General features: G+C 60.8%; 8 protein-coding genes. 2 read left to right on the plus strand and 6 right to left on the minus strand.

All coding sequences use genetic code 11. The features are described from left to right. Window positions 1-79: 79 nt before the first annotated feature. A complete protein-coding gene (gene nadA, locus AC1RAC_RS25735; protein ID WP_003193840.1) occupies window positions 80-1,138 on the minus strand; it encodes a quinolinate synthase NadA in 1,059 nt (352 codons plus the stop codon). Between the two features lie 500 nt (window positions 1,139-1,638). On the opposite strand from nadA, the gene AC1RAC_RS25740 reads away from it, so the two are divergent. Next, window positions 1,639-3,327 (plus strand): ShlB/FhaC/HecB family hemolysin secretion/activation protein, encoded by a 1,689-nt coding sequence (locus AC1RAC_RS25740; protein WP_492617095.1) that lies wholly within the window; start codon window positions 1,639-1,641, stop codon window positions 3,325-3,327. A gap of 121 nt (window positions 3,328-3,448) precedes the next feature. After that, window positions 3,449-8,404 carry a hemagglutinin repeat-containing protein gene (locus AC1RAC_RS25745; RefSeq protein ID WP_492617096.1) on the plus strand — a complete coding sequence of 1,652 codons (4,956 nt, stop codon included), beginning with the start codon at window positions 3,449-3,451 and terminating at the stop codon, window positions 8,402-8,404. Window positions 8,405-8,547: 143 nt separating this feature from the next. Here the strand turns inward: AC1RAC_RS25745 and AC1RAC_RS25750 are convergent, their stop codons facing one another. The 5 genes from AC1RAC_RS25750 to AC1RAC_RS25770 are packed head-to-tail and all read right to left on the minus strand — an operon-like array spanning window position 8,548 to window position 14,600. Further along, a complete protein-coding gene (locus tag AC1RAC_RS25750; RefSeq protein ID WP_054918472.1) occupies window positions 8,548-9,015 on the minus strand; it encodes an SRPBCC family protein in 468 nt (155 codons plus the stop codon). A gap of 21 nt (window positions 9,016-9,036) precedes the next feature. Next, window positions 9,037-12,513, minus strand: coding sequence for an amino acid adenylation domain-containing protein (locus tag AC1RAC_RS25755; protein ID WP_492617097.1), 3,477 nt, complete (start codon window positions 12,511-12,513; stop codon window positions 9,037-9,039). 12 nt (window positions 12,514-12,525) lie between these two features. After that, the gene (locus AC1RAC_RS25760; protein WP_054918469.1) at window positions 12,526-13,455 is read right to left on the minus strand and encodes a diiron oxygenase; all 930 of its coding nucleotides are present in this window, start codon (window positions 13,453-13,455) and stop codon (window positions 12,526-12,528) included. A 24-nt stretch (window positions 13,456-13,479) separates the two neighbouring features. Further along, window positions 13,480-13,827 (minus strand): DUF4437 domain-containing protein, encoded by a 348-nt coding sequence (locus tag AC1RAC_RS25765; RefSeq protein ID WP_492617098.1) that lies wholly within the window; start codon window positions 13,825-13,827, stop codon window positions 13,480-13,482. Beyond that, entirely contained in the window at window positions 13,824-14,600 is a 777-nt protein-coding gene (locus tag AC1RAC_RS25770; protein WP_492617099.1) for a DUF3050 domain-containing protein, read from the minus strand. The genes AC1RAC_RS25765 and AC1RAC_RS25770 overlap by 4 nt, the downstream gene beginning before the upstream one ends. Between the last annotated feature and the right edge of the window lie 52 nt (window positions 14,601-14,652).

Raw genomic sequence — 14,652 nt, forward strand, 5'->3', positions numbered from 1 at the left:
CCCCCCCCCCCCCCCCCCCCCCCCCCCCCCCCCCCCCCCCCCCCCCCCCCCCCCCCCGCTCCCACATTTTGATTTGTGTTCAGGCGTTGCCGGCCAGTTTCAATCGTGCTGCCTGGGTAAAGTCGAGCATGCGCTTGAGCGGTCGTACCGCCTGGGGAATCACCGCTGGTTCCACGAAGATCTCATTACTGCCCTCACGCAAACACTGCAACGTACGCTCCAGTGTGTTCATTGCCATCCACGGGCAGTGCGCGCAACTGCGACAGGCTGCACCGTTACCGGCGGTAGGCGCTTCGACAAAGACTTTGTCCGGGCACAACTGCTGCATCTTGTAGAAGATGCCGCGGTCGGTCGCGACGATAAAGGTCTTGTTCGGCAAGCGTTGCGCCGCAGCGATCAGTTGGCTGGTGGAACCCACCGCGTCAGCCAATTCGATCACCGAAGTCGGTGACTCCGGGTGCACCAGGATTGCCGCATCCGGGTACAGCGCCTTCATGTCTTCGAGCTGCTTGGACTTGAATTCTTCGTGGACGATGCAGGCACCGTCCCACAGCAGCATATCGGCACCGGTCTGGCGCTGGATGTAGGTGCCCAGGTGTTTGTCCGGACCCCAGATAATGGTCTCGCCGTTGTCCATCAGGCTTTCGACAATTTCCAGCGCGCAGCTGGAAGTCACCACCCAATCCGCCCGAGCTTTGACCGCCGCCGAGGTGTTGGCATAGACCACCACGGTGCGCTCGGGGTGCTGATCGCAGAACGCGGAAAACTCATCCACCGGGCAACCCAGGTCCAGGGAGCACGTGGCTTCCAGGGTAGGCATCAGGATGCGTTTTTCAGGCGTAAGGATCTTGGCGGTCTCGCCCATGAAGCGCACGCCAGCCACCAGTACGGTTTTGGCCGGGTGAGCGGCACCAAAGCGCGCCATCTCCAGGGAGTCGGAAACACAACCACCGGTTTCTTCGGCCAGAGCCTGAATCACCGGGTCGCAATAAAAGTGGGCAACCAGCACCGCGTCCTGAGCCTTGAGCTCGGCGGCGATGGCGGTTCGCAGGCTCGCCTCTTCGGCAGCGCTGAGGACCTTGGGCTGCTTGGCGTCGAGGTGAGCTTGAACCAGTAGGCGTTCGGAAATGTGCGTCATGTTCGCAAGACCTGCAGGCGCAGTAGCGCGAAAGTCGAGTGTACCACCGGCTCAGGAGCCCTTCGGGCGCCGCCGGACGAAGTGTTTTTGTTCATCAAGCACGGGGACAGCTTAAAGCTGCGCAAGGCTACAGAATATCCAATGGATTCAAAAGCCTAATCTGGCAACCGGGCAAGGTACTCAGTTCCTCGCCGCGGCACGCCGATTAGGTGAAGCCCAGACAACAATCAAAACCGCGCCGCCCCCTCCCGCCTCCTGAAAAATCAGGTTTTTTGGGCTGAGACGCCCATTCGCGCACTGAATTTGTGCATTTGAGCACTGCATCACACGATTTTTCTTACAGAATGTGCAATAAATCCTACGGCGATGTAACAAACCGTTCAGCACTCACTCAAGTGGGGCAAGTCTGCGCTGAGTTCAAGGTTTAGCTCGTGCGGTGTGGATCGTGTGTATTTCTACGTTAAGGATGTCGAGTGCCAAATCAGCTCTCAACCGGACACTTGAATTGTACCCGGAACCTGGGCATTGCCCTGCTCTGCCTGTGGGCGCTGCCCGTGGCTGGCGCCGAGGCGCCGCAGCCAGGCCAGGAAGCCCTGCGCTTGCAACAGCAACAGCAACGCGACCTGCAGCAATTACAATTGGAGCAGCGCCAACGCCAGATGCAACGTGGCAGTTTCGGTACGCCAGCGGCCACACCGGCCTTGCCAACAGACATCGCCAAGGACGAACGCTGCTGGCCCTTGAGCGGTACGCGCCTGGCCGGGGTCACGCTGTTCAGCCGTGCCGAGTTGGACAAACACATCGAGCCCTACGTGGCGCCTTGCATGGGCGTCACCCAGATCAACCGCCTGCTGGCCGAGATTACGCGGCTGTATGTCGAGGCCGGTTATATCGCCAGCCGCCCCTACCTGATCAGCGCGCCCGCCGCCGGGCAACCGCTGGATATTCACGTCGAAGAAGGCTACCTGGAGGCCATCGAACTGGCCGACCAGAGCCTGCCGGTGTCATTGGGTGGGGCATTCCCCGGGATGCTCGGCAAGCCACTGAACCTGCGAGATCTGGAACAGGGCCTGGACCAGCTCAACCGCCTGCGCTCGGTGGACCTCACGGCCGACATCGCCCCAGGCAGCACCGCGGGCGCGTCGCGCATCATCCTGCGCTCGCGCAGCAGTGCCTCGCGCTGGGCCCTGGGCCTGGGGGTGGATAACCTCGGCAGCGCCGGCACCGGGCGTGATCGCAATACGATCAACTTGAGCCTGGACAGCCCGCTGCAAATCAACGACTCGCTCAACCTGAGCTTCAGCGACACGCTCAACCATGGGCCGCGCTACAGCCGCAGCCACAGCCTGTTCTACTCGATCCCCTACGGTTACTGGACCTACAGCCTGTTCGCCAGCCATGCCGAATACCGCTCGCCGTTCAAACTCAGCCGCGCCACGTTTTACAACAGTGGCCGCACCGATCAGGTCAGCCTGCGTAGCGACCGTGTGTTGTGGCGCGACCAGGGCCACCAACTCAGCGCCAACCTGCAACTGGCCTACAAAGACGTCGACAGCTACCTACAGAAGGTACACCTGGACATCCAAAGCCCCACGCTGACCGTAGCCGAAGCGGGCATGAACCTGTTCTGGCTCAACAGCGCGGTGTGGAACCTGGACGTCAATTACGCCCAGGGCCTGACCTGGTTCGGCGCCGATCGCGATGCCGACCAGGTGCAGAAAAACCGGCCCAAGGCGCAGTTTCAAAAGTACCGCGCCAACCTCACCCAATGGCGCAACGGCCAATGGGCAGCGCAGCCATGGCAGTGGCAGAGCCAGTTGTCGGTGCAGTACAGCCCGGATGCGTTGCCCGCCATCGAACAGTTGCTGATCACCGACGACTCGGCCGTGCGCGGCTACCGCGAAAACAGTAGTTCCGGTGCCATTGGCGCGGTCTGGCGCAACACCTTGCGCCTGCCGCTCAACACTGACTTGCCGGTGAAGCTCACCCCGCGCCTGGGCCTGGACAACGGCTGGGTCAAGCACGAACACGGCGCCCAGAGCCAACGCCTGAGCGGCGCCAGCGCGGGGCTCAACCTGAGCTGGAAGAACGTACAGCTCGACATCGACTACCAACGCAACCTCAACACCCCCACAGGTTTTCGCCAGGAGCCGGAGGTCTGGCTGACGCGCCTTAGCTTGCAGATATGAGTGTGCACCGATGAGCCAATTACCTGTTTTTAGCCTGAGTCACCGCCGTACCTGACCACCCCAGCAGCGTTGCAACGAACAACGCGCGTCGTGGATCAGCCAACACAGAGCGAGATTATTTATGCCGACTACTCCACACAGCTTCCACCTTTCACCCCAGGGCAAACTGCGCTGGGCCATCGCTAGTCTCTTCCTGCTGCCGCAGCTCGCGCTCGCCGCAGGCTTGACCGTCGTCGAAGGCCCTGGCGGTACGCCGCAGCTGCAAAACCAGGGCGGCGTCCCCATCGTCAACATCGTCGCGCCGAACGCCGGTGGCCTGTCCCATAACCAGTTCCTGGATTACAACGTCGACCGCCAGGGCCTGGTGTTGAACAACGCCTTGCAGGCCGGCCAGTCCCAACTTGCCGGGCAATTGGCCGCCAACCCGCAGTTCCAGGGCCAGGCGGCGAGCGTGATCCTCAACGAAGTGATCAGCCGCAACGCCTCGACCCTCAACGGCGCCCAGGAGATTTTCGGCCAGGCGGCCGATTACGTGCTGGCCAACCCTAACGGCATTTCGGTGAATGGCGGCAGTTTCATCAACACGCCCAATGCCAACCTGGTGGTGGGCCGCCCTGAACTCAACGACGGCAAGCTGCAAGCCTTGAGCACCCGCGATGCCAACGGCCAACTGACAGTGCAAGGCCAGGGCCTGCACAACCGCGAAGGGTCCATCAACCTGATCGCGCCGCGCATCGACAGCGAAGGTCGCCTCAGTGCCCGCGATCAATTGAACCTCACCGTCGGCCGCAACCAGGTGGATTTCGCCAGCGGGCAGGTACGCCAGGTGGACCCGGCCAGCAAGACCCAGGACCAACGCATCGACGCGCGCCTGTTCGGCGCAATGCAGGCCGGGCGCATCAATATCATCAGCACCGCCGAAGGCGCCGGTGTACGCGTGGGCGGCGTGCAGGTGCAAGGCACTGACGGGGTGAAGATCAGTTCGGCCGGCGACCTTGATATCAGCGGCCAGGTGCGCGCCGACAGCCTCGACGCCACTCGCGCTGGCGTGCACAGCCGCCAGGGCGATATCGACTTGGACAGCGCCAAGGATTTGAGCCTGGCCGCCACCGACGTCAGCGGGCGCAACGTCAAACTCGACGCCAGCCGCAACCTGACCCTCAGCAGCCTGGAAAGCCGCAAGCTCCAGGAAAAGCGTGAACAGTGGAACAACAGCAACTTCCTGTTCACCTACGAAACCTACGACCGCACCACCACCGACAAAGACTCGCGCCAGCACGGCAACAAGGTTGTGGCGCAACAGGATGCGGCGCTGTCTTCCGGTGCCAACACCGAGATCAAAGCCAGCCATGTGGAAGCGGGCAACACTCTGCGCGTCGACAGCGGTGCCAACCTGCACGTTAACGCCGCCACCGAAACCCATGAAACCCGCGACCAGGGCAACCATCGCAAGCACCTGTGGAAAGCCAACTGGGATAAATCCAGCAGCGAACAACGCAGCATCACCAGCAGCCTCAAGGCCGGAAAGACACTGGAGCTGACCAGCCAACAGAAGCTGCAATTGCAAGGCGCCGAGCTGAAAACCCCCGGCGATATCCAACTGGCCGCCCGGCACGTGGAAATCGCCAGCGCCAGCCGTACCCAGAGCAGCAGCGACAATGCCTACTCCGGCGACCTCACCGGTGGCAGCTTCTTCGGCAAGCAAGGCGACGGTAACCAGGGCAAGACGTCGAACACTGGTAGCAAGGTCAACGCCGACGGCAAGCTGATCGTCAAGGCCGACGACGTGCGCATCAGCGGCAGCCAGGCCCGAGGCGGCAAACAGGCCAGCGTCATCAGTGACAAAGGCTCGCTGGTGATCGACGGCGTCCAGGACACCTCCCACGACAACCGCTACAGCAATGACAGCAAGTTCTTCGGTATCTCCAAGGACGAAAGCCGCAAGAACCTCAAGGACAGCACCGTGGTTGCCAGCAACCTGCGCTCGGACAGCAACCTCAAGCTGCAAAGTGCCAAGGACATCACCGTCAGTGGCTCCCAGGTGTCCGCCGCGGGTGAACTGCAAGCGGATGCCAAGGGCGATATCAAGGTCGTTGCCGCCGAGAACACCACCCACGAAACCACTCGCACCCATAGCCGTGGCTTCGATGGCTACGCCAAGGAAACCGAGGGTGTCAGCCGCCAGTACCGTGCGGGCCTGAGTTATGAAGACCAGCAGCAAACCCGCCAGACCGACACCACGCAACAACAGGCTTCCAGCCTTAAAGGCGCCAGTGTGGCGGTTAACGCCGCAGGCGATGTCAGCATCACCGGGTCCAACCTCCAGGCCACCGAAGGCGATGCGAGCCTGAGCGGCAAAAACGTCGAGCTGTTGGCCGCCCACGACAAGCGCACCGAAGCCGTCGACAAAACCGCCACCGGCGGCAGTTTCTACTACACCGGCGGCATTGATCGGGCAGGCAGTGGCGCTCAGTTCAGCCACCAAAGCAGCCAAGACACCGCTGAAAAAACCACTGCGCAAACCAGCACCGTGGCCGCGGCCGGCAAGCTGACCATCAACGCTGGCAACACCTTCACCAGCGAGGGTGCACAGGCCAAGGCCGGCGCCGGGCTGCAGGTCAACGCTGGCCAGATCGACAACCAGGCCGCCCATTCCACCGAGACCAGCACCCACAAGGAAAACGGCTGGACCGCCGATGTCGGCGCCAATGTGGAATACAAAGGCATTACCCGCCCGATCGAAAAAGCCGTCGAGGGCGTGGCCCAGGCCAAGTTCCATCAGCCCGGTTTGCTGGATGCATTCGAGCAACCCAATGTCGGCCTGGATGTGGAAGTCGGGCACACGAACAAAACCGGCACAACGCAGGGCAGCACCGCAGTGGTCAGCCAGTTCAGTGGCGCCACGGTGCAGGTCAATGCGGCCGGCACCTTGCAGGACGAGGGCACCCAGTACCGCGCCACCGAGGGCGGGCTGAACATCAAGGCGGGCGAGCACGTTGCTACCGCAGCGGCCAACACCCACAGCAGCAGCGAGCAAGGCGTGGACGCCAAGGCTGGCGTGCGAGTCTATACCACCACCGGTGAAGACCTGAATGTGCGCGGCAGTGGCCTGGGCGGCAGCAGCGATGTGCGCGAGTCCAGCAGCACGGCGGTGGTCGGCAGCTATGTGGCCAGCCAAGGCGTGAGCATCGAAGCCAAGGGCGATGCTCGTTATGAAGGCAGCCAGTTCGACGGCGGCCAGGCCGGGGTCAACCTCAAGACCGACGGTGAGCTGGCGCTCAACCAGGCCACCAACACCCAGAGCAAAAACAGCAGCACGCTGCGCGGCAACGGCTCACTGACGGTGGGCACCGCGCCCGGCGCCAATGGCAGCAACGTCAACCTCGGTGCCGGCGTGCAGTTGGATAACAAGCGCCTGGACACCCAGGACAGCCAGGCCCAGGTCGCGACCATCCAGGGCAGCGGCCCCGTCAAGCTCAGCAGCGGCGCTGACATGACCCTGCAAGGCACGCAGATCGGCAGTACGGGCGCGAAGGCTGGCGATATCAGCCTCAATGCCGGCGGCAAGCTAAACCTGCAAGCCGCCACCGATAGCCACGTCAGCAACGGCAGCAACCTGGGCGGTGGCCTGACCCTCGGTGCCGGCAAGACCAGCAGCGCCGAAAGCAGCAGCAAGACCGGCAGCCTCAGCGCCAACTTCAACATTGGCAAAGTAGCGGAAAACGACCAGAGCGCCGTCGTCGGGCAGTTGCACAGCAGCGGCAAGGTCAGCCTCGCCAGCGGCGCTGATGCAACCGATGCCATCCACTTGCAGGGCACTCAGGTCAGCGCAGCCAGCGTTAGCCTGGATGCGCAAAACGGAGGCATCCTGCAAGAGTCTGCGCAATCGAACCAGGCCCGTGGCAACTGGGGCGTCACCCTGGGCGCAGGGGGCAGCGTCGGCCAAACCACCCTGGCCGACGCCGGTGAACATGAGACACCCAAGACCCAGCGCGGCATCAATGCGCGGGCCAAGGTCGATGTGGATTACTTGCAAGGCACCACGCAGCACAACAGCGTGATCACAGCGGGTGACGTCACCCTCAACAGTGCCGGCGATACCCATCTGGCCGGAGCGCGTATCGACGCCAACAAGGTACATGGCACGGTGGGCGGCGACCTCGTCGTCGAAAGCCGCAAGGACCAGGTCAACAGCACTCAGGTGAATGTCGACGCCAGGCTGGATGTCGAAAAAAACCAGCCGGGGGTGGTGGATAAGCTGGCCAAAGCCAGCGGCCCATTGAAGGACAAGGTACAAGCCAAGGCTGAAGGCGCGTTCGACAAGCATCGCGACAAGCTGGAGAACGTCGTCGACAAAGGCACCGGGCACCTGGCTTCGGCCAAGGACAGCGTGGTCAACAGCGTGGTCAATGCCAAGGAACGCTTGGGCGAAAAACTCACTCGCAGTGGCAGCTACGATGTGAACCCGGAACCCCGTGGCGCCTTCGGTACCCGCGTGGACAAGGCCAAGGCATACCTGGCAGACAAGACCGATGCCCTGGGCACGCGCTTGTCTGGCTTCAAGGATAAGGTCTGGCCAAAAACCAGCGACAGCTACACCGTCAGTGGCAAAGACACCACCGGCAGCAAGGTGGCCAATACCGCCGAAAGCGTGTTGTTCGGCGACAAGAGCGGCAACACCAGCTACACCCCGACTCTGTATCTGGATGTCAGCCATGTGGCCAAGGACAGCGTCACCCAGGCGTCAGGCATTCGCGCGAGCCACGGCGTCAACCTGCAGGTCAAGGGTGATACCCAGCTTACGGGCGCGCGGATCAGTTCGCCCAATGGCAAGGTTGAGCTGGGTGGCTCCAAGGTGACGGCAACCACACTGGCCGGCAGCGACTACCGCGCCGATGTCGGGCTGAACGTTTCGAAGTCACCGGTCAACCTGGCCCTGGGTGCCAAGGACGAACTGACCCAGAAACACGACGACGCCACACGCAATGACCAAGCCTTCAACCTGGGCCCGCTGCGCGCGGGTGGGCACAGTGAGAGCCAGGCCTTGCAGGCGGGGATTGATCAGGCCATCAACTAACGCTTAAAACAGCAGAACGCTTCTGTGGCGAGGGAGCTTGCTCCCGCTGGACTGCGCAGCAGTCCTATTCTCAGGGTCGCTTCGCGCCCCAACGGGAGCAAGCTCCCTCGCCACGGAATCAGCCACTGCCTGCTCTTCCTATGTCAGTTGAAGAGCGCCTGTACGTTCTTCATCGCGTCATCGGCAAAGCCTTGCAGGAAAGCTTCGAACGCCGGTACGTCTTCCTTGCCGCCCGTGTAGGGCTGGCCAATGATGGTCCAGGTCGCCAGGCTCTGGTTCGGGCCTTGTGGCACCACCTCCATCAGCGCCCACAGGTTACCGATGTTCAGCGAGGTGTAGATCAGCGACCAGGTCATGGTCATGGCTTGATCGTCATGGCTGTTGAGTTGCTCAATCACGACATTGCCGTCCTTGAACAGCTTCTTGCGTACCGAGCGCACGCCCTCGCCCGTCATCTCGATATGGGACAAGGCCGGAATAAACTTCGTGAAACCGGCGAAATCTCCGACGACATTCCACACACTGCGAGCATCGCCATTCACGCTGACGCTGGCGACGACAGGGTTGCCGACTGGATTACGGACCAGGGTATCGGGTTCAAAATGTTGCATGGGTAAGCTCCTTTTTTTTGCTCAGATGAAATCGATTTGCTTGAGGTAGTCACAGCCTTTTTGCAGCAACTCACTGTTCTTGGCTGGGTAGTCTTCGCCCATGCTCTGGATGCCTGAGAGTGCATTGCGGTACTCGATCATCGAGATATCGCCAATGTCTTCTTCAAACCCATTGAGGTAAAAACCGACCACGCCGAACAACGCGTTATCACTGTCGATGGCCGACAGGCGTTGCTGCCATTGTGTCACCGGGACCATCTGGAAATCGTGACCGGCCGTGCGGAACGCCTCCAGATAGTGAGCCCATGTCAAAGGCAGCGGGTTGTGCAAGTTGAACACCGCTTTGGTGCGGTTATGACGGCTGGCGTGAAACGCAATGAAGCGTGCGAGGAAGTCCACCGGCATCAGGTCGAAGTTGAGCGCCAGTTCGGGCACTTGCTTAAGCTGCAAGGAGCCTTTGAGCATCAGCATCAAACGGTTCTGATGAGGCTGGCACACACCGGTTCGCGTATTGAACGCGATGTTTCCAGGGCGATAGAGATTGACCCACACCCCCGACTCACTGGCGTTCCACAAGATGCGCTCAGCCACCCATTTGGAGAGGTTGTAACCATTGCGGATGTAGATGGGCGGCGTGAAGGCAGGCGGTTCTTCCAATACCCGGCCCTGCTCGTCCACCGTGCTGGAGGCCGACAGGGTGGAAATGAAGTTGAAAATTTTCTTGCTGCGCCCTTCACACAATTGCAGGCATTCCAGCACCGGCGTGACGTTGTCCTTGACCAGCGACTCGTAGTCGAGCACGTGGTTGACGTTGGCCGCGTTGTAGATCAACACGCCGTATTCACGATCCAGCCATTCATAGTCCTGCTCGGACAACCCCAGGCGCGGCTTGCTGATATCCGCCGCCAGGACCTTGACCCGGCTCAGGTCCAGATGTTCGAGGCGGTTCTGGATCAGCGCATCCTCGAAGCGCTCTTGCGCGCTCATGCCGCCGGACTCGCGCACCAGGCACGCCACTTCGGTGCTGCCCAGTTCCAGCAGGGCCTCGACGATATGCACACCCAGGAACCCGTTGGAACCGGTCACGATGACTTTATGTACGTTGCCCAATCGACTGATGGGCAGTACCTCCAGCTCAGGCCGGATCATGGCGTCTTGCAGCGCCTGCGGACTGACCGTAGCAGTGGCCTCGACGTCCTGGTCAATAAGGTTGGCGAGGTTGACCAAGGTGGGTTGCTCAATAAAACGGTTGATCGAGACTCCTTTGCCGAACGCCTCGCGAATCCCCATGAGCATCTGCGACAACAGGATCGAATGGCCACCCAGATTGAAGAAACTGTCATCTACGGAAATGTCCGGCCCAGGCAAGTCGAGCAGCCTGGACCACAGCTCCAGCAACTGCGCCTGGGTGGCGTTCTGGGGAGCCAGGCGCGGCCCTTGCGTCTTGTAGTTGACCGGCAGGTCTCTCAGGGCCTTGCGGTCGACCTTGCCATTGGCCGTGGCCGGCAACCGGTCCAGCAGGCAATAGGCGCTGGGGCGCATGTAGTCGGGCAAATGCTTGAGCGCATAGGCCTGCAACTGCTCGCTGGCCGCCTGGCCCTCGCCCTCTTGGGGCTGGGAGAAAAACGCCAGGATGCGGCGCTGGTGATCGATGACCACCGCCAGTTGCCGGAACAACTGGCTCGATTGCAGCAGGTGTTCGATCTCTTCCGGCTCCACCCGAAAACCGCGGATCTTCACCTGGTTATCCAGGCGCCCGATGATCTGGATGCCCTCCTCGGTCCAACGCGCCAGGTCACCGGTACGGTAGAGGCGCACCCACTGGCCATCGGGCAACTCGTGCAGCCGATAGCGTTCGGCCGTCATTTGCAAGGCGCCCAGGTAACCGGCGCCCACCCCTGGCCCGGCGATGTGGATTTCACCGCTGTCATTTTCGCCTACCGGTTGGCCGTGCTCATCCAGCAGGTAAATCGCGGTATTGGCAATCGGTACGCCCAGGTTGCGATTGTTGTCCCCCCGTTGGAAGGTACGGCAGGTGGCGAGCACCGTGGTCTCGGTGGGGCCATAGATGTTGTGCAGTGCACAATGGCCAACCAGTTGTTCGATCACGTGGGGTTCGCACACATCGCCGCCCGTCACCAAGTGCTGCATGCCGTACAGCGATTCAAGCTGGATGATGCTGAGCAAAGCCGGCGGCAAAAAGGCGTGGGTGACCTGCTCCTGTTGGATCAACTCAGCAAGCGCCACCGGGTCGCGGCGCTGGTCTTCGGTGGGCACGATCAACTCGCCACCCTGGATCAGCGTCGGGAAGATATCCAGCAGCGATGCATCGAAATTGATGGTCGAGAACTGCAGGGCGCGGCTATGGCGGTCCAGTTCCACGTAACGGGCATACCACGCACAGAAGTGGCTCAAGTTGTCGACTGTGAGCAACACGCCTTTGGGTTGGCCGGTGGTACCGGACGTGTAGATCGCCACACAGGGTGCCGAACCGTCCAGCGCTACGCGCAACAGGCTCTGATCCGGGGCCAGGGCGACACGGCTGTAGCCCTTGGCGCCGTGGTGGAAGAAGTCCAGATGGCCAATATCCAGGGTAGCCAGGCCCGGTAGCGGGTTGTCTGCCTCGGTGTCCTGGATCAGCAGGCTGGCACCGGCATGCTTGAGGATGGCCGCACGGCGTTCGACAGGATGGTTCGGGTCCAACGGCAGGTACACCGCACCGCAACCAATCACCGCCAGGATCGCTGCATAGAGCGCAGTGCCTTTGGGCAACGAGATGCCGACCACCGTCAACCCTGGGGTCGAGGTTTCAAGCAAGGGTTGCAAGCGTTCCTGGATCGCAACGCTATAAGCGTGCAGTTGCGCATAGGACATACCCCGCCCTTGCACTTTCAGGGCGTTGCGCTCGGCGTTGGCCAACAGGCTATCGGCCAAGCGCTGCACAAAGGGGCGCCTGGCCTCCTCCAGAATGCCGGTATTAGCGCTCGCATTGTGGCGATGACGCCAGGCCAGGCCATCCAACAGGGTCAGGCTCGACAAGCGATCAATCGCCTGCACCGGCTCACGGGGCGCCTCAAGATAGTCAGCACTGCGTGAGAAACGCCCGATGTGCACACTGGCCATCTCTACCACTTGCGCTATCGCTTCACGTGCCCGGTCGGCACCGTTGCCGGCGAGGGAGGCGCTGACTTCACGACGCCCCAGCAGCATCCAATCGCCATCGCCAGGACGCCACAGGCAGTCCACCCGCAGTGGCGCGAGAACATCACTGTCATCGTCAGCCTGCGCCCGCAAAGATAGGCGATGACACGACGGATAGTGCGGGAGTTGCGCCGTGCTAGCGTCGTCTATCAACACGTCCGGCGCCGATAACTGGCAAAGCTCAATGGCGTTATCGCTGGTCAACAAGCGGGCGGTGTGCCCCATCTGTTCCAACTCTTGCGTAAGGCAGGCGAGCGCATGGCTGCGCCCGCACAAAACGATATCAAGATGTCTCATCGAAGTTGTCCTCTAGCGCAGATAATCGGCGAGCGCTTCCTGCATGCAGGGAGCGTCGAGCAGGCCGCTGTGTTTGAAGAATCGGACGATGTTGCCTACCAGCGGGTGAGACGGCGTGATCGGAAAACTCATGCCTTCGACCTCTTCACGCAACGCCGCCTTGACGCTGGGGTTCACCGGCAGTTGCTCGATCAGCGCGAAATCAAACCCCTGCTGGATCTCGTTGGTCAGGTACTCTCCCAGGAACACCGGCATGATCGAGGCCAGCACACGTTTGTCCTCTTCGCTCGCGGTATTCCAGTAAATGCGCGTCAACTTGGCCCAAAAGCCCGAATGTCGACCCTCATCCGCCAAGTGGTCGGCCATCAACCCCTTGACCGATGCCTTGACCGAGTCGTCGCGGGCAAACGCGGCAACATCGTTGGTCAGGGTGTTTTCCGCAATGGCCACGCAGATCAGCTCGACAGCAGCCTTGAGGTGCGCGGGCGCCATGGCCAATGCCTTGGGGATTGAACGGCTGAGCTCGATTTCCGCTGGCAAGGTGATGGGTTCGATGCCCGTCAACTCGATGGTCTGTTGCATGTAGTCCATCGCCACTAGCGCGTGATAGTCCTCATCGACGACCACGGTCATCGCGTCGTAACGGCACGCAAACGGAAAGCGGATAGCGAAGTTATCTTTCGCAATGCTCCTGGCGGTCTTGTCGACAATTTCGGTTTCGAAAATCACCACATCATTAATGAACTTATACAAGCTCTGAACGAGAACAAAATGCTGTAAGTGACTACACTCCTGCATAAAGGTTGCGCTCATGACCAATGGTTGACGACTGGCCGGAAATATTAACTTTTCGTCATCTTCCAAGCGTCGTCTCGGGCGCGTCCGAATGGTCGCCCTTTCCTCCCACGACTCGGAAAACGATTGATATGCTTCAGCTCTCATGACTACTTCCTTTATTCATGATACTCAGTAGTAGTGCACTTCAAACAACAGGCATCCGTCTTTCGAATTAAACGGCCCGTGCTTCGTGTGTGCGGCCCTGAAGAAGTAACTACCGTCGCGGTAAGTTTTCTCCGGGCGCCCCTCACTGGCCTGCTCTGTCTGGTCGCCGTCAATCAAATACACTTCTTCGTGATAATCATGGGTATAGATTTCACGGGTGCCGCCCCCAGGGTGAAAACGTACCAGACGTGTACGCACTCCAGTTTTCGTAACAGGGTCCAATGTGTCTTTGAAGACGGTCAGCGTGATACCGCGTTCAGAGGTCACCTCAAACCATTGGGCCTGGTCGGCCTCGATCACTTCGAAGTTCATGCCACGCACTCACTGACCGTTTCGCCCATGGCCACGCGCAGGTTGTCCCACAACGCCAGGCGGCTTTGTACCGCCGCGATAGCCGATACGTAGACCTCTTCCTGACGCTGCGCATCGCCATTGACCAGGCGCGCCAACAGGCTTTCTGCCGCCGGGCCGTGGTCTTCCGAGTCGACTTCGATGTGGCGCTGCAGGTAATAGCGAAAGGTTGGCGCGTCGTCTGCGGTGATATCCCAATCGTCCAGAATGCGCTGGAACATCTGCGGGATGACACTTTCACGGCCATGCAAAAACGCAGCAGCCACACTGTGGGTGGAAGCGTTGATGGCGGTTTCGATGGTGTCAGTGACGAAAGCCGACGCTGCCAGGCCTGCACCGCAACGGCTCAAGGCCGTTTTCAGATCGACGCCTTCGCGTATCAGTTTGACAAAGTGTTCGATCTTGTCGGTGCTGGCGCTGACTTCGCGCATGGCATGCAGGTAGAGTTCGAAGTGGCTGTAGTGACCGCCTTGCAAGTTCTGGTCGGACTCTTCGCCCAGGATGATTTCGTTGATCAGGTGCGCGGCCGCCGGGTCCACGGGAGGCAGCCAAGGCAGGCGAGTACAGGTGAGGTCCTGTTGCAGGCGCTTGGCCAGGGACATGAAATCCCACACCGCAAACACATGGGTTTCCATAAAGGCGCGCAGGACCGGCAGCGAATTGATTTCAGCAAAGATCCGATGATTGCCCAGCTCTACTTTCTTGGCGTTCAACAGCGTCTTTTTATCTTCCATGTTGCGCTCCTTATCAGGCTTTAGTTAACGCTGACCACTCGAGAGATACCCG

Source organism: Pseudomonas sp. GW823-FHT02F05 (assembly GCF_058797315.1).